The sequence below is a fragment of the Roseateles sp. UC29_93 genome (assembly GCF_042695725.1).
GTDB lineage: Bacteria > Pseudomonadota > Gammaproteobacteria > Burkholderiales > Burkholderiaceae_C > Roseateles > Roseateles noduli_A.
Window position 1 is genome coordinate 4,006,326 of sequence record NZ_CP170545.1, and the last position, 22,727, is coordinate 4,029,052.

A 22,727-nucleotide genomic window follows, 5' to 3' on the forward strand; every position below is an offset into this window, starting at 1 on the left:
CGATGGGGGGCGAGCATAGCCTTCTTACAATCGCGCAATGGCTTTCGTTCACCTCCGCACCCACACCGAGTTCTCCGTCGTCGACGGCACGCTGCGCATCGATGACGCCGCCGCCGCGGCCGCCAAGGACGGCCAGGTCGCCTTGGGCCTGACCGACCTCGCGAACATGTTCGGCGGGGTGAAGTTCTACAACGCCTGCCGCAAGAAGGGCGTGAAGCCCATCCTCGGCGTGGAGGCCTGGCTGGAGCCCGAAGCGGTCGACCGTCCGCCGTCGCGGGTGCTGCTGCTGGTGCAGGACATCCAGGGCTACCTCAACCTGAGCGAGCTGCTGTCGCGGGCCTGGATCCAGAACGTGCAGCGCAACCAGGCGCTGCTGAAACTGGAGTGGATGCAGGAGCTCAACGCCGGCCTGATCTGCCTGGGCGGCATGCAGTTCGGCCCGATCGGCCAGGCGCTGATCGCCGGCGACGAGGCTCGCGCGCTGGACGTGGCGCAACGCCTCGCCGCGATCTATCCGAACCGCTTCTACATCGAGCTGCAACGCGCCGGCCTGCCGGGCCAGGAGGCGCTGCTGCGCCAGCTTGTGCCGCTGGCCGCCAAGGCGGGTCTGCCGGTGGTGGCGACGCACCCGATCCAGTTCCTGGGCGAAGAGGACTTCGAGGCGCACGAGGCCCGCGTCTGCGTGGCCGACGGCGAGACGCTGGCCAACCCGAAGCGGGTCAAGCGCTTCCTGCCCAGCCAGCACTTCAAGAGCCAGGCCGAGATGGAGGCGCTCTTCGCCGACATCCCCAGCGCCATCGCCAACACGGTGGAGATCGCCAAGCGCTGCAGCCTGACGCTGGTGCTGGGCAAGCCGCAGCTGCCGAACTTCCCCACGCCGATCCAGGCCGACGGCACGCCGATGCCGATGGAGCAGTACTTCCGCATGCTCTCGCACGAGGGGCTGGAGGATCGGCTGCAGCTCCTCTACCCCGATCCGGCCAAACGCGAGGCGGTGCGCCAGCGCTATGTGGACCGGCTGGAGTTCGAGCTCGAGACCATCATCAAGATGGGCTTCCCCGGCTACTTCCTCATCGTGGGTGACTTCATCCGCTGGGCGAAGAACAACGGCTGCCCGGTGGGCCCGGGCCGGGGCTCGGGCGCGGGCTCGCTGGTCGCCTACGTGCTGCTGATCACCGACCTGGACCCGCTGCAGTACAACCTGCTGTTCGAGCGCTTCCTGAACCCGGAACGGGTCTCGATGCCCGACTTCGACATCGACTTCTGCCAGGGCAACCGCGACCGCGTCATCGAGTACGTCAAGGACAAGTACGGCCGCCCGGCGGTGAGCCAGATCGCGACCTTCGGCACGATGGCGGCCAAGGGCGCGCTGCGCGACATCGGCCGCGTGCTGGGCATGGGCTTCGGCCATGTGGACTCGATCGCCAAGCTGGTGCCGGCGCCTCCGGGCAAGACGGTGACGCTGGCCAAGCTGCCGCCGGACTTCGATCCGGACAAGGCCAAGATGGTCTACGCGCGCCACGAGTCGCCGGAGATCGAGGAACGCGAGGCGCAGGACGAGGAAGTCGCCGGCCTGCTGGAGATGGCGGCGCGCGTCGAGGGCACGGTGCGCTCGATCGGCATGCATGCCGGCGGCGTGCTGATCGCGCCGGGCAAGATCACCGACTTCTGCCCGCAGTACCAGCAGCCGGGCTCGACCTCGGCGGTCAGCCAGTACGACAAGGACGACGTCGAGGCCATCGGCCTGGTCAAGTTCGACTTCCTGGGTCTGGCGACGCTGACCATCCTCGAGCTGGCCAAGAACTTCATCGTCGACCGGTATCCCGAGCACAAGGACTTCGCGTTCGAGACCATCCCGCTCGACGACAAGCGGACCTACAAGCTGTTCTCCGACGGCCTGACGGAGTCGGTGTTCCAGTTCGAATCGAGCGGCATGCAGCGCATGCTCAAGGACGCGAAGCCGTCGCGCCTGGAAGACCTGATCGCGCTGAACGCGCTGTACCGGCCGGGCCCGATGGACCTGATCCCGAGCTTCGTCGCGCGCAAGCACGGCAAGGAGGTGGTCGAGTACCCGCATCCGCTGGTGGAGCCGGTGCTGTCCGAGACCTACGGGATCATGGTCTACCAGGAGCAGGTGATGCAGACCGCCCAGGTGCTGGGCGGCTACTCGCTCGGCGGCGCGGACATGCTGCGCCGCGCGATGGGCAAGAAGAAGGCCGAAGAGATGGCCATGCACCGCGACCTGTTCCGCAAGGGCGCCGCGGAAAAGGGCATCGGCCAGGACAAGGCCGACGAGGTCTTCGACCTGATGGAGAAGTTCGCGGGCTACGGCTTCAACAAGTCGCACGCGGCCGCGTACTCGCTCCTCGCTTATCACACGGGCTGGCTGAAGGTGCATTTCACGGCGGAGTTCTTCGCCGCGAACATGACCATCGAATCGGACGACACCGACAAGCTCAAGGTGTTGATGAACGATGCCAAGCTGTTCGGCATCGAGTTCGAGCCGCCCAACATCAACCTGGGCGTCGGCCGCTTCGAGCCGATGGCCGCGGACGAGGGCACGTCGAAGTCGGTGGCCAAGGAAGGCAAGGCCGGCACCAGGCCGCGTGCGCGCAAGATCAACTACAGCCTCGGCGCGATCAAGGGCACGGGCGCGGGCGCGATCGAGGCGATCGTGCGCGCCCGCACGGAAGGCGGTCCGTTCACCAGCTTCTTCGACTTCTGCGCGCGCGTCGACCGCAAGGCGGTCAACAAGCGCGTCGTGGAGGCGCTGATCAAGGCCGGCGCCTTCGACGCGCTGCACCCGAGCCGCGCGCGGCTGCTGGCCAGCGTCGCGCTGGGCTACACCTACGCCGACAACCTGGCGCAGAACGTCAACCAGGGCGGGCTGTTCGACTTCGACGGCGGGCACGGCTCGTCGACGGCGGAGCCGGACTTCGTCGACGTCCCCGAGTGGGGCATCAAGGAGCGCCTGAGCCTGGAGAAGACGGCGATCGGCTTCTACCTGTCGGGGCACCTGTTCGACCAGGCGGAGACGGAGCTGCGCCGGATGGTCAAGCGCCGCATCGTCGACCTGCAGGACAGCCGCGAGCCGACGACGGTGGCGGGCATCGTGTCGGACATGCGGGTGATCAACGGCTCGCGCGGTCGGGTGGCGATCTTCAAGATCGACGACAAGACCCATGCGATCGAGGCGGTGGCCAACGAGGAGATGCTCAACGCCAACAAGGAGCTGCTGGCCGAGGACGAGCTGATCATCGCGGTGGGCAAGGTGCAGAACGACCGCTTCTCCGGCGGGCTGCGGATGAACGTGCAGCAGGTGTTCAGCCTGGCGGCGGCGCGGGCGCGTTTCGGGCGCTACCTGCGCACGGCGCCGAACCTGCCGGCGTCGACGGTGCTGGAGCTGGTCAGGAGCTGGCCGGCCAAGCGCGTGGAGACGGAGCAGGGCGTGCTCAGCCAGGGGCTGGAGCTGCGCATCCCGATCAAGCGCAACGGCGCGGTCGCGGAACTGGGCCTGGGCGGCGCCGGCAAGTTCTGGCCCAGCGACGAGGCGCTGGAGCAGCTCAAGCCGGCGGAGATCGTGTACGACGCGGGCGGGTGAAGGAAGGAGCGGCTCTTGGATAACAGTTGTTATGGCAGTTTTTTTGAGCTATAACAATTGTTCCATGAGTCTTAAAACCTTCCCGTTCATCGTCGAAGACTCGCTCGCCGCTCTCGGCGAACGGATTTCGCTTGCCCGCCGTGCTCGGCGGTTGACGCGGCCGGATCTGGCGGCCCGAGCGGGTATCGGCCTCAGCACGCTGGTGGCGATCGAGACCGGTGCCCCCACCGTTCAGATCGGCTCCGTATTGATGGTGCTTTGGGGGCTTGGATTGGAAGGGACGTTCGATACCCTGTCCAACCTGGGATCTGACAAGGAACTATCCGCATTGATGGCCGACGCCGTGCCGCTGCGCGTTCGTACGCCCAAACGGAGGACCCCATGAGCGCTGACGCCAAACCCGTGTGGGTCTGGCTTCCTCACAGCCCGGACCCGGTCGAATGCGGCGTGTTCTCGTTGAAGGACGGCGTCGGCATCTTTGAGTATCGGCAAGCCTATCTGGACGCGCATGGCGTCGCTCTGGATCTGGCACACCTCGCCTTGAGCTCACGCGCTCGGCCGATCAGGGAAACCAGACAGGACGGACTCTTCGGTGTGATTCGCGATGCCAAGCCAGAAGGCTATGGGCTGGATCTGCTGGCGCATGTGCGGCAGGTCCGCGTCGAAGATCACATGGCCGTGCTGGAAGAGTCTGAAGGCGATTCGGTCGGGGCCATTGCCGTCTGCGACGACGTGTCGCGAAAGCAGGAGTTCCACTGTCCACCCTCTCAGGATCTGCTCCAGATCCTCGCTGATGTGCCGGACACGCGGCCAGCCAGCGATGCCGTGCGCGAAGTGAAAGGCATCGTCGGCACGAGCGCCGGCGGTGAACGTCCCAAGCTCACGGTGCTGCATGAGGGGCAGCAGTGGCTGGCCAAGCTGCAAGACCGAGGAGATCGACCCCACTCACCGCTTCGCGAATTCGTGGCGATGAAAGTGGCGGCAGAACTCGGCGTGAATGCGGCCGAAGTGCAGTTCAAGCGGGTCGAGCAACGCGAAGTGATCCTCGTCCGACGTTTCGATCGCCATGTGGATGCGCAGCGGCGAGTGACGCGGCGTCTCTTCGCCAGCGCACATACCGTGCTGGGCCTGGACAAACAGGTGCGAGGAAGTCGGGAGCGTTCGTATCTGGCTCTCGCGCATGAGCTGCAGCGGTGGCGGGGGCGCGCCGACAGCGACACGGTGCTGGCGGGAAAGCGCGAACTGTTCCGTCGCATCGTGATGAACGCGATCCTGGGCAACGGTGACGATCACCCACGCAACACGGGCTTCCTGTTCGACGGAACGGGCTGGACTCTTTCTCCAGCGTTCGACATCGCGCCCTATGGCATGGGCTTTTCGGGCACGCAGTCCATGGACATCTCCCGCTCTCGAACGCACGCGGCGTCCGCCGCGGTCTTCAACCTGATCGACGCCTGCACGGAATATGGCTATGTCGAGGACGAGGCGCGCGAGTACATCGCGTCCGCCCGTCGCCAAGCGCCGGCTCTGTGGACCGAGCAGGTGATCGCTGCCGGTTTCCAGGAAGACGAACTGCCGTTCCAGACGCCAACCTGGCTGGACGCAGAGGCACCGGCAGGCACGACGTCACGCCGGCGTCCGCGGGGGCGTTGACCTCCGTCGCCGGTGGGCCACTGTGGCTCGGGTCACTCGCCTATCCCCCATTTGACGGGTACTGACGCCACCCCACGCCGGGGGCGTCAGGCGTAAGCTGCCCCCATGCAGGATGCCAAGCCCCGGACCGGCCTGATCCTTACCGGAGGAGGCGCACGCGCGGCCTACCAGGTCGGCGTGCTGGCCGCCATCGCGCAGCTGCGCCGCGACGCCTGCACCACCGGCGACAACCCCTTCCAGGTGATCTCCGGCACCTCCGCCGGCGCCATCAATGCCGCCACGCTCGCCTGCCAGGCCGACGACTTCTGCTCCGCCGTCGACGGCCTCATGTACATCTGGCAGAACATCCACGTCAACCAGGTCTACGCCGCCGATTCCTTCGGCGTGATCCGCTCCGGCGCGAAGTGGCTCAGCATGCTCTCGCTCGGCTGGGCGCTGAACCGCTGGCGCCGCACCCGCCCGCGCAGCCTGCTGAACAACACCCCGCTGCGCGCCCTGCTGGACCAGTGGATCAAGTTCGACCGCCTCGACGAGATGCTCGCCAAGGGCTACATCGACGCGCTCGCGGTGACGGGCTCCAGCTACACGTCCGGCCACCACGTCACCTTCTATCAGACGCACCAGCAGCGCGATCCCTGGGTCCGCACGCAACGCATCGCCACCCGCATCCCGAAGCTCTCGATCGAGCATCTGGTCGCCTCGTCCGCCATCCCCTTCATCTTCCCCGCCGAGCCGCTGGAACTCGGCGGCGAGGTCGAATGGTTCGGCGACGGCTCGATGCGCCAGACCGCGCCGATCTCGCCGGCCGTGCACCTGGGCGCGGAGAAGGTCCTCGTCATCGGCGCCGGCCGCATGCACGAGGCCGGCGGCGAGGGCCAGCACGGGCCGACGCCCACCGGACATCCCAGCCTGGCGCAGATCGCCGGCCACGCGCTGTCCAACATCTTCCTGGACGCGCTGGCCGTCGACATCGAGCGCCTCAAGCGCATCAACAGCACGCTCGCGCTGCTGCCGGAAGAGGCGCTGCGCAACACGCCGCTCAAGCCGATCGAGGCCCTCGTGATCGCGCCGAGCCGGCCGCTGGACAGCCTTGCCGCCGAGCACCAGGGCGCGCTGCCGCCGCCGATCCGCGCGCTGTTGCGCAGCGTCGGCGTGTCGGGCGAGGGCGCCACCGCCAGCGGCTCGGCGCTGGTCAGCTACCTGCTCTTCGAACCCGAGTACACGAACGAGCTCATCACGCTCGGCATGTCGGACACGCTCGCCCGCCGCGTCGAGATCCAGCGGTTCTTCGACTGGCCCGCGCAGGCGCCGCAGATGGACCCCGCGGCGATGCGCAAGCGCGCCGGCGGCTTCGCGCTGCAGGTCCCGCCCAATCCCCCCGGACCGCCCCGCCTGGTGGCCTCATCGGGGGCCTGAATCGAGACCTGAATCGGGGCCTGAATCGAGCCCACATCCGCATCCGCACCCGCATCTCACTGCACCGCACCACGCCATGCCGAATGGGGCCGGAGGAGATGGATCTTTGCAAGGGACGGTGACGTCTCAGGTCGTCAGGCGGAGTTCCGCCATGAGCCCGCCTTCCGGGCGATTCGACAAGGTCAGCGATCCCCGCTGCCTCAGCGTCAGCTCCCGCGCGATGTAGAGCCCCAGTCCCGCGCCGCCGGTGTGACGGTTGCGCGAGTCCTCCAGACGGTAGAACGGCTCGAACACCGCTTCCAGCTTGTCCTCCGGAATGCCGGGGCCCGGATCGGTCACGCGCAGCCAGGCGCCTTGCGCGTCCCGGCCGACGCGGACCTCCGCGCTGCCGCCGTAGCGCACCGCGTTGCCCACGAGGTTGCCCAGCACGCGCCGCAGCGCCATCGGCTGGCCTTTGGCGAGCACCGGCGCGCCGTTCATCGACTCATCGTCAGGCGACGCGCTGTCGTCTTCGAAGCGCACCGGCATCGCCTGCTCGATCAGGTCGTCGGTCAGCGCCTGCGCCAAAGCGCCGAGGTCGACGTCGACCAGTGGCTCCGCCGCGCCCGGCCCGTCGCCGCGGAACAGCTCCATCACCGCGTCCACCAGCGCATTCATCTCGCGGATGTCCTCGACGGAACGCTGGCGCTGGATCTCCTCGATGTCCAGCGTCTCCAGCCGCATGCGCAGCCGCGTCAGCGGCGTGCGCAGGTCGTGGGAGATCGCCGCCACCATCAGCCCGCGCTCGTTGAACTGCCGCCGCAGCTGGCGCGCCATCGCGTTGAAGACCTGCGCGCTCTCGCGGACCTCCAGGGTGCCGCGCTGCTCGTCGAGCAGCGGCAGCCGGTCCTGCTTGTGCAGCGATTGCCCCAGTTCCTGCGACGCCCGCACGAGATCGCGCATCGGGCGCGACAGCCAGCGCGAGGCGATCCAGGCCGCCAGGCCGGTGACGAGCAGGCGGATGCCGTAGTCGAGCGTCAGTTCCCAGGCGGTCAGCGCGCGGAACGGGCCTCGCCACTGCGGCTGCGGTCCTGGGGGCTGCGCGCCCTGCGTCTGCGAGGGCGGCGGAAAGCCGCGGAAGCCCTCGCGCGGTGGCATCGGCATGTCGCCCGGGAGGGGCGGCTCGTCGCGCAATTCGGGGTCGGCGCCCATGCCTTGCGGTCCCGGTCCCGGTCCCGGGCCAGGCCCGGGTTCGGTTCCGGGTATTGGTCCGGGTATTGGTCCGGGTCCGGGCACCTGAGGCCCGCGCACGAGTGCCGGCATCGGCGGCAGCGACGGCACGCCGTGCATGCGCAGGGCATAGGGATCGCCGCGCGTCCAGGTCACGACGCCGATCGCCAGCGCCTGCGCGACCACCAGCGTGACCCACAGCAGGAGAAAGATCCGCCGTGCGAGCGTGTCGCCGAAGGCCCGCGCGAATCCGTCGCGGATCACGACGGCCCGCCGCTTCAGGCGATGCGTCATTCGGTCCGTCATGCGGTCCGTCCCGGGATCCGGAGCGCTCAAGTCTGCACCTGGGCGTCGAAGAGGTAGCCTTCGCCGCGCATCGTGCGGATCAGGCGCGGCTCCTTGGGCGAGTCGCCGAGCTTCTGCCGCAGCCGCGAAATCGTCAGGTCCACGCTGCGATCGTTGACCTCGACGCCGGGGGCGCGTGTCAGCTCGATCAGCTGCTCGCGGCTGAGCACGCGTCCGGGCCGCTCGACGAGCGCGCTCAGCATGCGGAATTCGGCGCTCGACAACGGCACCACCACCTCCTGCGGCGAGACCAGCTGCCGCAGCAGCCGGTCGAAGGCCCAGCCCTCGAAACGGAACTCTCGGCGCGTCTGCGCTTCGTGTTCACCGCGACGCGCGCGGCGCCGGATCGCGTGGATGCGGGCCACCAGCTCGCGGGGCTCGAAGGGCTTGGCCAGGTAGTCGTCGGCGCCCATCTCCAGGCCGAGCACGCGGCTGATCGGATCGCCGTGCGCCGTCAGCATGATCACCGGCACCGACGGGTGGTGCTGCTGGATCCACTGGCACAGCGTCAGCCCGTTCTCGTCGGGCAGCATCAGGTCCAGCACGACGACGTCGAAGACCTGCGTCGCCATCAGGCGGCGCATCTCGCGGCCGTCGCCGGCGGTGCTCACCGCGACGCTGAACTTCTGCAGATACTCGTCGAGCGACCGGCGGATCTCCGCATCGTCGTCGACCACCAGACACCGCGTCATGCGCACCTCCACCGGCGCCACCGGCGGCATGCCGGGGCCAGCCTCGGACGATACACCGGGGTCCGCGGCGCCGGCACGGGTCGTCGGGATGAAGCGCGGCATGGGCGTCCGGATCAGGCGGCGATGCCCACCGTCAGCGTCGCGGCGTAGCCGCTCGCGACGTCGCCGGTGAGCGTGGCCAGTTGGGTCGTGTAGCCGTCGCTGAAGACGTTGTCGGAGGCGAAGGTGATGCGGTTGAAATTCGTCAGGCTGCTGCTGTAGCCCGAGGCGGTGCTGTAGACCGTCGTGCAGACCGCCGTCGGGAACGCGATCTGCGAGGTCTTGATCTTGTTGGCGTACGAGGTCGCGACGTCGGCGCTGCGGTAGACCTCGAAGTGCATGTGGGGCATGCGGCCGTCGTAGCAGCCGGGGAAGATGGTCGTGAAGGTGACCGTGCCGTCGCTGCCGGTGCTCTGCACGCCGCGCAGGTAGTTCTCGTTGACGACGCTGGCGCTGTAGAGGGAGTAGCGGCCCTCCCGGTCGCAGTGCCACAGGTAGATCGCGTAGCCGGACAGGTCCGCGCAGCTGCTGCTCGCGTTCACCAGCTTCAGCGTGAGGGTCAGCGGCACGCCGCCGGCGGTACCGCTCGCGGTGCCGATGCTGGTGCGGATGTCGCTGCGCACGATGCCGCTGAGCGCCAGCGCGTTGGTGATCCCGCTGCCGTTGCTGTTGGAACCGTCGCCGGGATAGGGGCCCGCGGTTTCCTCGGGGATCACCGAGCAGCTCGCGGTCGATCCCGTGGAGCCGGTCGATCCCGTGGAACCCGTACCCACGGTGCTCGTGCCGGCGTCCGCGCCGCCACCACCGCAGCCGAGCAAGGTCAGGCCGCCGAGGCCGGCGACACCCGCCAGCAGGCCCAGCGCGCGGCGGCGCTGCTGGAGCACGGCAAGGTCGTGCGCGAGGCCTTGATCATGGTCGTGGCCGTGGCCGGATTCGTGCGGGGTGTGGCGGTGTGGCTGCATGCGGAGCTCCTGAAGGGGATGCTCCGCATTGGATCGATCGGCCTTGTCGGGGGCTTATCGTCTTTGTGTCAGCGTTGACAAGACGGGCTCGGACCGAGGACAGGTCCGAGGCGCGGTGGGCGACGCTCAGTGCTGGACCTTCACCATGCCGGCGTAGACGCCGTCCCTGGCCACCAGCTCGTCGTGGTCGCCGGACTCGACGACCTGGCCGTCGGCCATGACCTGGATGCAGTCGGCCCGCCGGATCGTCGACAGGCGGTGCGCGATGACGATCAGCGTCTTGCGACCCTGCCATTGCTCCAGCGCCTGCTGCACGGCGCGCTCGCTCTCGGTGTCCAGCGCCGAGGTCGCCTCGTCGAAGATCCACACCGGCGCGTCCTTGTACAGCGCGCGCGCGATCGCCAGACGCTGGCGCTGACCGCCGGACAGCTTGCTGCCGTTGGCACCGACGGTCGTGTCCAGGCCTTCGGGTAGCGATTGCGCGAAGTCCCACAAGGCCGCGGCCCGCAACGCCTGTTCCAGTTTCGCGTCGTCGCGTATCTGGCCGTAGGCGATGTTGTCCGCCACCGAGGCGTCGAACAGCACGATGTCCTGGGACACCACCGCGAACTGGCGCCGCAGGTTGGCCTTCGTCAATTCATCGATCGAGACGCCGTCCAGCAGGATGCGGCCACTGTCCGGACGCTCGAAGCCCAGCAGCAGGTTGACCACCGAGCTCTTGCCCGCGCCCGAGCTGCCCACCAGTGCCGTCGTCCTGCCGGCCGGGATGTTCAGGTCCAGCGCGGCCAGCGCGTCGCGGTTCGCGCCGGGATAGCGCAGCGTGACCTGCTGCAGGGCGATGTCGCCGCGCACGTCGCTCAGCTCGCGCGTGCCGGTGTCGGGCTCGGCCGGCGTGTCCAGCAGACCGATGCAGCCGCGCGCGACGACGAGGGCGTTCGTGATGGGCTGCATCACGTCGCTCAGATGCCGCAGCCGCGAGCTCATCAGCAGCAGCGCCGCGACGAAGGCCGCGAAGTCGCCCACGCCGGTGCCGTTCACCCGCGACTGGTAGAGCGCCAGGCTCACGATGAGCGAGATGCCGATGCTCGCCATCAGCTGCGAGAGCGGCTGCGCCATCGCATTGGACGCCGCCGTCTTCAGCGAGCTGCGCTGCACCTCGCGCGCCCGGTCGGCGAAGCGCCGCGTTTCGTAATCGGCCGCGTCGAAGCTGCGCACCACGCGCCAGGCGCGGGTGACGTCCTCGACGACGGAAACCAGCCGCAGCTGCGCGTCATAGGCCCAGGTGCCCATGCGCCGGACCCGCTTGTTGACCTTTCGCACCACGAAGGCCAGCCCCGGCACCGTGATCAGCGACAGCAGCGTCAGCTTCCAGTTGATGAAGAACAGGTAGCCCATCAGCGCCAGCGCCGGCAGGCCGTCGCGCAGGATGGTGACCAGCGCGCCGGCGATCAGCGTCACGACATGCTGCGGGTCGTTGACGACCTTGGTCACCGCGGTGGCCGGCTGCAGGCTCGTGTAGACGCGGGCGTCGGCGCGCAGCAGCACCTGCAGCAGCGCCGCGCGCAGATCCATGACGGTGCGCGAGATCGTCCAGTTCAGCATGTACTGGCCGCAGAAGCTGAACAGGCCGCGCAGGGCGAACAGGCCGATCAGCACGATCGGGACCATCCAGATCGGGAAGCTGTACTGGACGTGCATGCTCGGCACGGCCGCGCCACCGGGCAGCGTGGTCGCCGCGGCGCTCTTTCCCTGGAAGCCCTCGCCGAGCGCGAAGCCCAGCAGTTGCGGGATCAGCGGTTCGGTCAGCGCCACCAGCACGAAGGAGACCACCGACAGCAGCAGCCCCCAGCGGTGCGGCTTCATGAAGCGCCACAGGCGGCTCGCGGTGGGGCCGAGCGATTCGTTGTCTTTGGCGGAGGCTTGGTCGGTCATGGCGCAGGTCGGCGCCGGACGCGATGCGCCGGCCCCGGCCAGGGGATCGATGGGAGGAAGCGGCGATTGTGCCGGAGTCGCGGCTCAGCTCGATTCGTCGAGCCAGGCCGTCACGACGCGCGCGGCGCGCCGCTTCCAGCGGATCCACTTGTTGGGCGTTTCCCGCTCGACGAACGTGCGGCGGTACCACGCGCCGTTCACCAGCCCGGGCGCTTCCCGGGCAATCAGGTCCATGCTGGCCTGGCGCAGGATCTGGCGTTCCTGCCACGCGGTGCGGCCGTTGCGATAGACCTTGCCGCCGCTGGTCACCGGGCGGCGGTGACTGGCCATCACCGCGTCCAGCAGCGCCGTGCGGGTCTGGCCGCGCAGCTGTTGCAGCGTCGGGATCAGGAAGCGGTCCAGCCCCCAGGACGAGACGTTGTCCTGGTAGTACGCGCGCGCCGCCATGAACAGGTCGCCGCGGTAGAAGGGCATCATCACCTCGACCCAGTCCACCTCGCGGTAGATGCGGTTGGGCTGGTGCCGCATCCACTGGTGGGAGTACGGGCTGTCGTGGCTCAACGAGGGCGAGAACACGTCCAGGCGCTCGACGCGCCCCAGGTGCAGCGCGGTGTTGAGCTGGCTGACCGACAGCAGGATGTCGTCGTCGATCACGCCGACGTACTCCGGCCAGGGACCGGCGCCGGCATCCGCCGCCGTGGCGGCGAGGTGATCGGACAGGTGCTTGAAGATCTCGCCCTTGCACTCGGTCTTCGCCGCGAGCACGGTCGTCGGCTGACCGCGCAGCAGGCGCGCACCGGCGGCTTGCCGGCCGGTGTAGTCGAACAGGATCCAGTCGAACTCGGGCGAGGCGTCCAGGTGGACCAGGCTCAGCGGTTCGCTCGTGCCGTCCCAGGACACCAGCACGACGGGTCGCCGGATCGCGGGCGGCGTCCGGTCTTCGGAATAAACGCTCATCCCGCCATTATGTTGGCGGCGTCTCCAGCAGGTCCTGGGCCGTCTTCAGCGCGGCGGCCACGATCTGGTCCATGTTGTAGTAGCGGTATTGCGCCAGCCGGCCGACGAAGGTGACGCCCTGGGCCTGCTCGCCCATCTCGGCGTACTTCTTGAAGAGCGCCTCGTTCTCGGGCCGTGGCACCGGGTAGTACGGATCGCCCTCGGCCTGCGGGTACTCGCGCACGATGGACGTGCCCGCATGCGTCTCGCCGGTCAGGTGCTTGAACTCGGTGATGCGGGTGTACTCATGGTCGTTCGGGTAGTTGACCGTGCCCACCTGCTGGACCTGCGCGGTCGTCGGCAGGTGCTCGTGGTCGAAGCGCAGGCTGCGGTAGGGCAGGGCGCCGTGGCAGTGGCCGAAGTAGGCGTCGATCGGGCCGGTGTAGATGATGTGCACGCCGGGGAAATCGCCGCGGACCTCCTGGAAATCGACGCCGGTGCGGACGGTGATGCCTGGATGGTCGAGCAGCCGCTCGAACATCGCCGTGTAGCCGTCCGCCGGCATGAACTGGAAGGTGTCGCTGAAGTAGCGGTCGTCGTCGTTGCTGCGCGTCGGGATGCGCGCCGCGACGCCGGCCGACAGCTGCGACAGGTCCAGTCCCCATTGCTTGCGCGTGTAGCCGCGGAAGAACTTGTCGCACAGGTCGCGGCCGACACTGTTCAGCACCACGTCCTCGCTGGTCTGGATCGGGTCGCGCGGCTCGCGCACCGTCTCGAGGTAGCCCTGCACCTCGTCCTCCGTCAACGACAGGCCGTAGAGCGTGTTGATCGTCGTGCGGTTGATGGGGATGGGCACCAGTTGCTCGCCGACCTTGGCCAGCACGCGATGCTCGTAAAAACGCCAGGTGGTGAAGCGGGACAGGAACTCGAAGACCTTCTTCGCGTTCGTGTGGAAGATGTGCGGCCCGTACGGATGGATCAGCACGCCGTGGGCGTCGCGCTCGTCGTAGGCGTTGCCGCCGATGTGGGGGCGCTTGTCGATCAGGTGGACGGTCTTGCCGGCATCCGCCAGCACGCGCGCGCAGACCGAGCCGGCAAAGCCGGCGCCGACGATCAGGTAATCAGTCTTCATGGTCGAGCCCGGTGGGCTGTCTCCTGCATTCAATTCGTTCGGATTGTGATCTCCGCTGCGGCCGCGATCCTCCGGAACAACCCAGCTTTAGCGGGGCTTCTCAGCGCCCAGTCGACCGTCTTCGGCAGCCGTCGTGCCCGCGGCGTTCCTCGCCGGTAACCGAACGTGCCCCGCATACACTGCCGCGATGTCTGAGATTTCCCCGAGCGGCCCGGCGGCGCCCGAGCGCCGCCGCGTGCTGCACTTCGTGACCGGCGGCTTCTCCGGCGCCACGCAGGTGGCGGTCGATCTGTGCCTGGCGCAGCTGAAGAGCGAGCGCATCGCGCCCATCCTGGTCCTGCGCCGCAAGATGCGCACCGAGAACGCCACCAAGCTGGCCCGCATCCAGGCGCTGCGCGAGCAGGGCCTGCCCGTGTACGTCGTGCCCGGCTGGGCGCACCTGGCGACGATCTGGGCGCTGCGCCGCCTCTGCGAGCAGTTGCACCCCGACGTGCTGATGGCGCATGGCTTTCCCGAACACCTGCTGGGCCGTCGCGCCGGGCGCCTGGCCGGCGTGCCGGTGCTGGTGCAGGTCGAGCACAACTCGCGTGAGCGCTACACGCGCTGCAAGCGCGCGCAGGCGCGTCGGCTGAGCGAGGTCAGCGCGCGGCTGGTCGGCGTGTCGGAGGGCGTTCGAAGACGCCTGGTCGACCTGGGCATGCCGGAAGAGAAGACCACGGCGATTCCGAACGGCATCCGGCTCGATCGCTTCGCCGCCGCCGACGGCCGTCCGGCCGAGCGCCGCGAGCCCGGCATCGTGATGTCGGCGCGCTTTGCGCGACAGAAGGATCCGCAGACGCTGATCCGCGCGCTGGCGTTGCTGCGCGAGCGCGGCCTGCGGCCGGTGCTGCACCTGGCCGGCGGCGGCAAGGAGGCCTACCGGCGCGCCACCGAGCGCCTGACCCGGCAACTCGGCTTGGGCGACCAGGTGCGCTTCCTGGGGCATCACGGCGACATTCCGGGCCTGCTGATGAGTCAGCAGATCTTCGTGCTGTCGACGCATTGGGAAGGGATGCCGCTGGCCCTGCTGGAGGCGATGGCGGCGGGCTGCGCCTGCGTGGCGTCGCTGGTGCCCGGCGTCGAAGGCGTGATCGAGGACGGGCGCACCGGCCTGCTCGTGCCGGAGGCGGATCCGGCGGCGCTGGCCGACGCGCTGGAGCGGCTGCTGCGCGATCCGCCGCTGGCCGGACGGCTCGGCGCCGCGGCGCGTGCGCGGGCAATCGAGGAGCACGGCGTCGACCTCATGATGCGGCGCTACGAGGACATGCTGCTGGCGCTCTGAGGTGGAAGGGCGGCGTAGGCCGGTTTCGTCCGGCCACGCGGTGGCGTGATCGCCCGCCTCAGGCCGTGGCGGCGCTGCGCTGGTCCTCGGCGCGACGCAGCCAGTAGCGCAGGCGCATCGCACGGATGAACCAGCCCCGGCGCTTGTAGGCGCGATCCAGTTCGCGCAGCGGGATCGGCGATGCTTCCTCGAAGGCCTGGCGGAACATCGCCACCATCCCCGCACAACCTTCGGGTTGCGCCTTGTCGGCCATGCGCGAGGCGCCGATGAAGTTGCGCGCCGCGAAGTGCGCCCAGGCGAAACGCGCCGCATCGTCCAGCGGCGCTCCGAGCGCCGCGTCGCGCAGGTTCGCGAGCGCATGGGCCAGGTGCTCCGCCTTGGTCATGTTGGGCGTGCTCAGGATGGAACCGGCCCGCTGGCGGTAGGCCACCCACACTTCCGGCTCGTACCACGAGCTCTCGGCGAGCAGCGCCAGCAAGGGCGTGGTCGCCATGTCCTCGAAGTAGCGGCCGACCGGGAAGCGCACCTGTTCGCCCCAGACGCTGCGCCGTGCGATCTTGGACCAGCTGTGCATCTGGCCCGCCTCGAACAGGCCACGGATCAGCAGCGACGGATCGCGCAGCAGCTGGCGTTCCGGACCGGCGAAGGTGCGCCGATGCAGTTCGCCGCGCAGGCGGTGCTTGAGCTTCATCCGCTCGCGCAACATGAAGAAGTCGCACAGCACCAGCGCCGGCGCGTGCCCCTGGACCACCTGTCTCAGCCGCGGGATCGCGCCCGGCATCAGGTAGTCGTCGGAGTCGAGGAACCACACGTACTCGCCGCGGGCCTCCTGCAGCATGGTGTTGCGTGCGCCGGAGAGTCCCTGGTTCTGCCCGTGGAAAAGGCCCCGCACGCGCACCGGGCCGTCGGCGTGCGCCGCGACCAGCGTGCGCACGAGCTCGTCGGACCCGTCGGTGGAGCAGTCGTCCACCATCAGCACCTCGACGCCGGCATCCGCCTGCGAGAGGACGGAGTCCAGGCACTCGCGCAGGTAGTCCTTGACGTTGTGCACGGGAATGAGCACGGACAGCCAGGGCGTCGCCCCCACCGACCGGGCTCGCAGTGTCCTGGGCCTGCCGGTCGGGTGACGGTGTGGACGGAAGGGGGCCGTTCATGGTGCGTGGCTCACTCGTGCCAGTGATCGGCGATCCACGGCGCAGGTTTCGGACGGCGCCAGTTGCCGTTGCTGCGGCCGGCCAGTGCATCGGGCGGGTTCATGACGCCGTGGAAGATCAGGATCCGCGCGCCGTCGGGGATGAAGGGCGCCTGGAAGTAGTTCATCGGCCAGCGCGGGATGCTGTGGTACTTGAAGCTCGCGCACCAGCGGTCGTCCCAGTACTTCAGCAGGCCCTTGCGATGCATCTCGTCGGACAGGTAGGCCTGCTCGTTGCGGAACTGCCGGCGGACCGCGTCGAACTCGCGCCGGAACTTGACCAGCACCTCCGGGTGCGCGCCCAGCGTGAAGCGGTAGACCGAGGAGTTGCCCGTGATGCGCCAGGGGCGCTTCCAGTCATGGATGATGAGGAACTCGCCGGGCTCCTCGAAGAAGGGTGTGATGTCGTCGACGATCACCACGTCCAGGTCGAGGAACAGGGCCGTGCCGCGCAGGCCGTACTTCTGCACGAGGTCGTCGCTGAAGGTCGTCAGCTTGGTCCAGCCGCGCTCCGGGCTGCCGGGCGGCAGGTCCAGCGGCGGGATCGGCAGGCATTCGACCTCGGCACGCACGCCTTCGCCGCGGTCGGTCAGGCAGACGAAGCGGAAGTCGCCGCGCAGGTGCCGGCGCACCATCGCGTACAGGCGGTTGACGTACTCGGGGCCGTACTTCGTGCCCCACTTCATGCACAGGATGACGCGGTCGCCGGACGCGGGGACAGGTGTTGCCGGGGTGCCGGCCGGTGCAGTGGCCGGCGTGTGGGCGGCCGGGGCCGGAGCGGAGCTCATCGGGGTGGTCATCGGTGTCAGAGCTCTTCGACGTGGCGGGGCGGATAACTGTCCCAGCTGAGGCAGCCCGGGCATTGCCAGAAATAGTGCTGCGACTCGAAGCCGCACGCGGCGCAGCGGTAGCGCTGCAGCGGCCGCACGGCGCGTTGCAGCGCGGTGCCGACCAGTTGGGCCTCGTCGTCGTTGAGCGGCTGCTGGCGCGTCTGGCTCTGCTGCAGCAGCTGCGTCGCAGCCGACAGGGCCGGCTCGACGCGCAGGTGCTCGGTCAGGCGGCGGCGCTGCGCGTCGGGCGCGGGCTCCAGCAGCGCGATGGCCTGCAGCAGCGCCATGCTCGGATGGCGGCGGTACTGGGCCTCGATCAGCGCCAGCGCCTGGGGCGCCGTGCCGGTGGCCTGAGCGGCCTGCGCGTAGTCGCGCGCGACGAGGTTGAAGGCGTCGGGGTTGGCTCGCAGCAGATCGCCGTAGAGGCCCATCGCACCGGCCTGGTCGCCCTGGCGTGCCAGCATCTGGCCGAGCAGCACATAGGCCCGCGCCGATTGCGGCGCACGTTCGCGGGCCTGGTCCAGCCAGCGGCGCGCCTGCGGCTCGTCCTGACGGGCCTGGGCTTCCAGCGCCAGTTCGCACCAGTAGTTGGCGATGCGGCTCGCGAAGCTGCCGGTGCCGGCCGCCTCGAGCTGCTCGGAGACTTCGGCCGCCTTCGCCCACTCGCGCGAGCGCTCGTACAGCGACAGGAGCGCCAGCGCGGCCTCGTGGTCGAAGGCCGTGCCCTTGAGCGCCTCGTAGGCGGACTCCGCGCGGTCGAACAGCCCGGCCTTGAAGAAATCCTGCGCCAGCGCGTACTGCGCGCGATCGCGCTCGGACTTCGGCAGGTCGCCGCGCGACAGCAGATGCTGGTGCACGCGCACGGCGCGCTCGTATTCGCCGCGGCGGCGGAACAGGTTGCCCAGCGCGAAGTGCAGCTCGGAGGTGTCGGGGTCGGCCTGCACCGCTTCGATGAAGGCGTCGATGGCCTTGTCCTGCTGCTCGTTCAGCAGCAGGTTCAGGCCTTTGAAGTAGGCGCGCGGGGCGTCGCGCTGTTCGCGCTTCCATTGGCGTGCGTCCAGCTTGGACGCGAGCCAGCCCAGTCCGAAGACCAGGGGCACGCCGATCAGCAGCCAGCTGAGATCAAATTCCATCGGGGATCTTGGGGTCGTTGGCGGTCGCGGTCGCCGAAGGGGGCGGCAGGTCGTCCGCCGGAGGGAGCGATCGCGCGGCGGCGCGCTTGTGGCGCCACCAGGCCGGGACCATCGCCAGCACGCCGAAGGCGCAGCCCATCCCGAAGGTGAGCAGCACCACGATCACCAGCGGAGCGCGCCAGGACTGGCCGAAGAACCAGTGCACGACGACCTCCTGGCTGTTGTTCAGCGCGAAGGCGAAGAGACAGAAGAACAGGAATGCTCGGAAGAGCCAGACCAGGATTCGCATGGGGGGCGATTCTAGGCGCGTGCGGAGTACGCCATGACCGATGGCAGGGCGAGTTAACCCCTGCATACATTCGGCCAACGATCGATCGACCGAGCGTTCCTAACCGGGGCCTGGATCAGGCGGCGCTTGAAATCTCCGTGCCGCGCGTGCCTGACGGGTCATCGACGGGCCGGCCTGCAAGGTCACGCTGGCAGCTTGTCCAGTTCCTGCAAGTAGAGTTCGAGATGCCTGTCGGAGGAGCAGCAGAAGATCACCTCCTTGATCGACGTGGATCTGGTCAGGAAGTCGGTCACCGTGCGCACCGCGATCTGGGCGGCTTCCGGCGCAGGGAATCCGTACGAGCCTGTGCTGATGCACGGGAAGGCCACGCTGCGAGCGCCTTTCCTGGACGCCTCTTCCAGGGAGCGGCGGTAGCAACTGGCGAGCAGACTGGCCTCGTCACGGTGGCCGTTCTGCCATTTCGGTCCCACGGTGTGCACGACATACAGCGCCGGAAGGAGGAAGGCGCGGGTGACCTTGGCGTCGCCGGTGTCGCAGCCGCCCAGCGGCTTGCAGGCTTTGAGCAGATCCTTTCCAGCTGCCTGGTGGATGGCGCGATCGACACCCCCTCCGCCCAGCAAAGAGGGCTTGGCGGCATTGACGATGGCATCGACCGACAGTGTGGTGATGTCCGCGCGAATGGCCTGAAGCTTGGTCTGCGCCGGTGTCTGCGAGACTTCGCCACTGACCGCGCTCGCCGAGGCCGGATCCTCGCGCAGCGCAGAGGCGTCGCCGGACGCGCGCCGGGCGGCTGTCGGTGGGCCCCGCCTTGTCTGCGCCAGTGCGAGATGGTTGAACGCAACCAGCGTCGTGAGGTGAAGCGATTCGAAAATGTCGACGTTGCGGTAGGCCCGCACCTCCGCGCACTTGTTGAAAACAAAGTCGTTGAGATCGTCGATGCTGGGTTCATCCCCCCGCTTCAGACGGCGGTAGGCAGACAAGGCCACGGCCATCAGGGCGGAGGCGTGATCGTCCGCGCACTGGAAAGCGACGGCCTCGCCGTCGCCCTGAGCTTCATCATCAATCGCCTTCACGAGATCCAGCATCCGCTGGGGGGTGAGGGGGTCATGGGGATCCATGGGCGCCGCCTGCAGTCGTCGAACCCGCTGCGTGCGCGCCGTGTTGGCGTCCTGACCGGCGCGCAGCAACGACACCTCGAAGTTCGCCTCCGCGTGGCTTCCCGAGGTCGGATTCGCGTTGGCTGCCCGCTCGAAATCCACACGATAACGAGCCGCGCCCCACGTGGTTGTGCCGCGATTCATGCAATGCCCCTGCCGCTTCTCTGGCGCGTCCAGGTCGACCAGGCAGGAAACCCGGTTGCTGATGCAGGCGTCGGCCCAGGCCACGGCCTCCGCGAACCCGGGGGGTCTCATGAGGATGAGGCGGTCCGCCGGCAGCAGATTGGCATGAAGATGGATGCACCCTCCGGGCATCTCGAAGTCCGGCTTCAGCAGCGTCGACTCGCACACCGGCGGCGCCGTGGCGTCATGGCCCCCCGGTGTGACCTGGCGCTCCCTCGTTCCTTGGAACTGCAGGTGGTCGAGTTCGCGGTACAGCGCCTCGCCGACCTCCCGATGTCGCTCGAGGTCGCGGTGAAGCGGCTGCGATTTCTTCAGGAAATCGGCAGTGTTGGAGGCGCTCGGGGGCGAGTCGAAGACCGTCTTCAGGAGTTGCAGCATGAGCCCGGGCCGACGAGTCCGGCACTGGAGGTTGGATGATGCAAATCAGTGGGCGCCTGCCGGTGCATCGTTCGAAAAAAAAGCGCCGCGGAACGCGGCGCTTCTGTTCGAGCGGTGAGGTGCTCAGGCGGCCTGCTGGTCGTCGTCCGTGACGGGCAGTTGCGCGTCGACGGCTTCGCGCAGGGCCTTGCCCGGCTTGAAGTGAGGCACCAGCTTCTCGGGGATCAGCACCTGCTCGCCGCTGCGTGGATTGCGACCCATGCGCGGCGGACGGCGGTTGATCGAGAAGCTCCCGAATCCGCGGATCTCGATGCGGTGGCCGCGGGCCAGCGCGTCGGACATCGCGTCCAGGATGGTCTTGACCGCGAACTCGGTGTCTCGTTGCGTGAGCTGGCCGAAGCGCTCGGACAAGTGGGCCACCAGGTCGGATCGGGTCATGGTCGTCGGCATCTGAAGAAAAACAGGCTCGCTGCGGAGCGAGCCTGTCGAAGCGCTTGTGCGTCGATTTGGCGTCTGGGAAACAGGCTAACTCAGCCCGCCTCCAGCCAGAACAAGGGATTCTCTTGAGACCGGGCGCGACGCTTGCGCGCCACGCCCGGCGTTCAAGAAGATCAGCCGTTGTTCTGGTTGTCCAGCTTGGCGCGCAGCAGGGCGCCCAGGCTGGTCGTGCCGGCGTTCTCACGCTCGTTGTTCTGCGACAGACGCTGCATGGCTTGCTGTTCGTCGGCGCTGTCCTTGGCCTTGATCGACAGCTGGATGCTGCGCGACTTGCGGTCGACGTTGACGATCACGGCGGAGACTTCGTCGCCTTCCTTCAGCACGTTGCGGGCATCTTCCACGCGGTCGCGGCCGATTTCCGAAGCACGCAGGTAGCCGGTGACTTCCTCGCCCAGGTCGATCTCGGCGCCACGGGCGTCGACGGTCTTGACCTTGCCGGTCACGATCATGCCGCGGTCGTTGACCGAGACGAAGGTCGTGAACGGGTCGCCGTCCAGCTGCTTGATGCCCAGCGAGATGCGCTCACGCTCGACGTCCACGGCCAGAACGATGGCGTCGACTTCCTGGCCCTTCTTGTAGTTGCGGACGGCGGTTTCACCCGGCTCGTTCCACGACAGGTCGGACAGGTGCACCAGGCCGTCGATGCCCTGGGCCAGGCCCACGAACACGCCGAAGTCGGTGATCGACTTGATCGGGCCCTTGACGCGGTCGCCGCGCTTGACGTTCTCGGCGAACTCTTCCCACGGGTTGGCGCGGCACTGCTTCATGCCCAGCGAGATGCGACGCTTGTCTTCGTCGATCTCCAGGACCATGACTTCCACTTCGTCGCCCAGCGAGACGACCTTGGAGGGCGCCACGTTCTTGTTGGTCCAGTCCATTTCGGAGACGTGCACCAGGCCTTCGATGCCGGGTTCGATCTCGACGAACGCGCCGTAGTCGGCGATGTTCGTGACCTTGCCGAACAGGCGGGTGTTGGCCGGGTAGCGGCGCGACACGCCGAACCACGGATCGTCGCCCAGCTGCTTCAGACCCAGCGAGACGCGGTTCTTCTCGGCGTCGAACTTCAGGACCTTGGCGGTCAGTTCCTGACCGACCGTCACCACTTCGCTCGGGTGACGGACACGGCGCCAGGCCATGTCGGTGATGTGCAGCAGGCCGTCGATGCCGCCCAGGTCCACGAACGCACCGTATTCGGTGATGTTCTTGACCACGCCATTGACGATGGCGCCTTCGGTCAGCGTCTCGAGCAGCTTGGCGCGCTCTTCACCCATCGAAGCCTCGACCACCGCGCGACGCGACAGCACAACGTTGTTGCGCTTGCGGTCCAGCTTGATGACCTTGAACTCCATGGTCTTGCCCTCGAACGGGCTCATGTCCTTCACCGGGCGGGTGTCGAGCAGCGAACCGGGCAGGAAGGCGCGGATGCCGTTGACCAGGACGGTCAGGCCGCCCTTGACCTTGCCGGAGACGGTGCCGGTCACGAACTCGCCGGATTCCAGCGCGTTCTCCAGCGACAGCCACGAGGCCAGACGCTTGGCCTTGTCGCGCGACAGGATGGTGTCGCCGTAGCCGTTTTCGATGGCGTCGATCGCCACCGAGATGAAATCGCCGACTTGGACTTCGACTTCGCCCTGGTCGTTCTTGAATTCTTCGACCGGCACGTAGGCTTCAGACTTCAGGCCGGCATTCACCACCACGAAGTTGTGCTCGATGCGGACCACTTCGGCCGAGATGACCTCGCCGGTGCGCATGTTGGCCTTCTGCAGCGATTCCTCGAACAGGGCGGCGAAAGATTCCATTTGGGACATGTGAGATTTCCTTGCCAGGCA

18 protein-coding genes are annotated in these 22,727 nt (G+C 68.2%); 5 read left to right on the plus strand and 13 right to left on the minus strand.

The genetic code is table 11. The features are described from left to right. Window positions 1-37 precede the first annotated feature (37 nt). The 4 genes from dnaE (at window position 38) to ACFJIX_RS18605 (ending at window position 6,670) form a co-directional block, all read left to right on the plus strand. Window positions 38-3,601, plus strand: coding sequence for a DNA polymerase III subunit alpha (dnaE, locus tag ACFJIX_RS18590; RefSeq protein WP_377153563.1), 3,564 nt, complete (start codon window positions 38-40; stop codon window positions 3,599-3,601). A gap of 64 nt (window positions 3,602-3,665) precedes the next feature. Then, window positions 3,666-3,986, plus strand: coding sequence for an XRE family transcriptional regulator (locus ACFJIX_RS18595; RefSeq protein ID WP_331614439.1), 321 nt, complete (start codon window positions 3,666-3,668; stop codon window positions 3,984-3,986). Then, entirely contained in the window at window positions 3,983-5,254 is a 1,272-nt protein-coding gene (locus ACFJIX_RS18600; protein WP_377153566.1) for a type II toxin-antitoxin system HipA family toxin, read from the plus strand. Before ACFJIX_RS18595 ends, ACFJIX_RS18600 begins: the two co-directional genes overlap by 4 nt. Before the next feature lie 105 nt (window positions 5,255-5,359). After that, the gene (locus ACFJIX_RS18605; protein ID WP_377153568.1) at window positions 5,360-6,670 is read left to right on the plus strand and encodes a patatin-like phospholipase family protein; all 1,311 of its coding nucleotides are present in this window, start codon (window positions 5,360-5,362) and stop codon (window positions 6,668-6,670) included. A 126-nt stretch (window positions 6,671-6,796) separates the two neighbouring features. Here the strand turns inward: ACFJIX_RS18605 and ACFJIX_RS18610 are convergent, their stop codons facing one another. The 6 genes from ACFJIX_RS18610 to glf form a co-directional block, all read right to left on the minus strand. Further along, on the minus strand, window positions 6,797-8,185 hold the full coding sequence (locus tag ACFJIX_RS18610) for an ATP-binding protein (RefSeq protein ID WP_377153570.1): 1,389 nt from the start codon (window positions 8,183-8,185) through the stop codon (window positions 6,797-6,799). 26 nt (window positions 8,186-8,211) lie between these two features. After that, the gene (locus ACFJIX_RS18615; RefSeq protein WP_377153572.1) at window positions 8,212-9,018 is read right to left on the minus strand and encodes a response regulator transcription factor; all 807 of its coding nucleotides are present in this window, start codon (window positions 9,016-9,018) and stop codon (window positions 8,212-8,214) included. Between the two features lie 11 nt (window positions 9,019-9,029). Then, the gene (locus ACFJIX_RS18620; RefSeq protein ID WP_377153574.1) at window positions 9,030-9,917 is read right to left on the minus strand and encodes an intradiol ring-cleavage dioxygenase; all 888 of its coding nucleotides are present in this window, start codon (window positions 9,915-9,917) and stop codon (window positions 9,030-9,032) included. 126 nt (window positions 9,918-10,043) lie between these two features. Next, a complete protein-coding gene (msbA, locus tag ACFJIX_RS18625; RefSeq protein WP_377153577.1) occupies window positions 10,044-11,849 on the minus strand; it encodes a lipid A export permease/ATP-binding protein MsbA in 1,806 nt (601 codons plus the stop codon). Between the two features lie 84 nt (window positions 11,850-11,933). Further along, the gene (locus ACFJIX_RS18630) at window positions 11,934-12,806 is read right to left on the minus strand and encodes a hypothetical protein (RefSeq protein ID WP_377153580.1); all 873 of its coding nucleotides are present in this window, start codon (window positions 12,804-12,806) and stop codon (window positions 11,934-11,936) included. Window positions 12,807-12,813: 7 nt separating this feature from the next. Further along, window positions 12,814-13,917, minus strand: a complete 1,104-nt coding sequence (glf, locus tag ACFJIX_RS18635; protein ID WP_377153582.1) for a UDP-galactopyranose mutase — start codon at window positions 13,915-13,917, stop codon at window positions 12,814-12,816. A 187-nt stretch (window positions 13,918-14,104) separates the two neighbouring features. On the opposite strand from glf, the gene ACFJIX_RS18640 reads away from it, so the two are divergent. Further along, window positions 14,105-15,238 carry a glycosyltransferase gene (locus ACFJIX_RS18640; RefSeq protein ID WP_377153585.1) on the plus strand — a complete coding sequence of 378 codons (1,134 nt, stop codon included), beginning with the start codon at window positions 14,105-14,107 and terminating at the stop codon, window positions 15,236-15,238. 58 nt (window positions 15,239-15,296) lie between these two features. Here ACFJIX_RS18640 and ACFJIX_RS18645 read toward each other — a convergent pair whose 3' ends face one another. The 7 genes from ACFJIX_RS18645 to rpsA all read right to left on the minus strand — a co-directional run bounded on the left by ACFJIX_RS18645 (window position 15,297) and on the right by rpsA (window position 22,697). Next, window positions 15,297-16,325, minus strand: a complete 1,029-nt coding sequence (locus tag ACFJIX_RS18645; RefSeq protein ID WP_377153587.1) for a glycosyltransferase family 2 protein — start codon at window positions 16,323-16,325, stop codon at window positions 15,297-15,299. Between the two features lie 77 nt (window positions 16,326-16,402). Continuing rightward, the gene (locus tag ACFJIX_RS18650; RefSeq protein ID WP_377161847.1) at window positions 16,403-17,116 is read right to left on the minus strand and encodes a glycosyltransferase; all 714 of its coding nucleotides are present in this window, start codon (window positions 17,114-17,116) and stop codon (window positions 16,403-16,405) included. Between the two features lie 119 nt (window positions 17,117-17,235). Continuing rightward, on the minus strand, window positions 17,236-18,393 hold the full coding sequence (lapB, locus tag ACFJIX_RS18655) for a lipopolysaccharide assembly protein LapB (protein WP_377153589.1): 1,158 nt from the start codon (window positions 18,391-18,393) through the stop codon (window positions 17,236-17,238). Beyond that, window positions 18,383-18,682, minus strand: a complete 300-nt coding sequence (locus ACFJIX_RS18660) for a lipopolysaccharide assembly LapA domain-containing protein (protein ID WP_377153591.1) — start codon at window positions 18,680-18,682, stop codon at window positions 18,383-18,385. Before ACFJIX_RS18660 ends, lapB begins: the two co-directional genes overlap by 11 nt. Window positions 18,683-18,864: 182 nt before the next feature. After that, window positions 18,865-19,440 carry an O-acetyl-ADP-ribose deacetylase gene (locus ACFJIX_RS18665; RefSeq protein ID WP_377161849.1) on the minus strand — a complete coding sequence of 192 codons (576 nt, stop codon included), beginning with the start codon at window positions 19,438-19,440 and terminating at the stop codon, window positions 18,865-18,867. Window positions 19,441-20,523: 1,083 nt separating this feature from the next. Next, complete coding sequence (locus tag ACFJIX_RS18670; RefSeq protein ID WP_067282544.1) at window positions 20,524-20,838, minus strand: integration host factor subunit beta; 315 nt, start codon at window positions 20,836-20,838, stop codon at window positions 20,524-20,526. A 173-nt stretch (window positions 20,839-21,011) separates the two neighbouring features. Further along, window positions 21,012-22,697 (minus strand): 30S ribosomal protein S1, encoded by a 1,686-nt coding sequence (rpsA, locus tag ACFJIX_RS18675; RefSeq protein WP_377161851.1) that lies wholly within the window; start codon window positions 22,695-22,697, stop codon window positions 21,012-21,014. Between the last annotated feature and the right edge of the window lie 30 nt (window positions 22,698-22,727).